The following is a 316-nucleotide window of genomic DNA, read 5'->3' as shown; positions in this document are numbered from 1 at the left end:
CGGTCGCCGTCATCACCACTGTCAGCCCGGCCGGGCGGGCATCCAGCGCCTCATCCCCTGCATCGAAATACATCACCTTGACGATGCGCAGGTAGTAGTAGGTCGCGACGACGGAGGTGCCGATGCCGACCGCCGCCAGCACCCAGTAACCGCCCTGCACGGCCGCCAGGAAGACGTAGAGCTTGCCGAAGAATCCGGCGAGCGGCGGGATCCCCGCCATGGAGAACATGAATACGGCCATCCACATGGCCATCGCCGGATCGGTGCGGCCAAGGCCCGCCAGGTCGTCCACCTGTTCCAGCGCCCGGCCCTTGCG

1 protein-coding gene is annotated in these 316 nt (G+C 67.1%); it reads right to left on the bottom strand.

Annotated features, from left to right (window positions below):
• On the bottom strand, positions 1–316 hold a 316-nt coding region (locus ACK4TH_RS12835), incomplete at both ends, for a proton-conducting transporter membrane subunit (protein WP_409627000.1).

The organism is Tepidimonas sp. (assembly GCF_046292505.1).
Classification (GTDB): domain Bacteria; phylum Pseudomonadota; class Gammaproteobacteria; order Burkholderiales; family Burkholderiaceae_C; genus Tepidimonas.
This window is presented reverse-complemented; position numbering and strand designations above follow the sequence as displayed.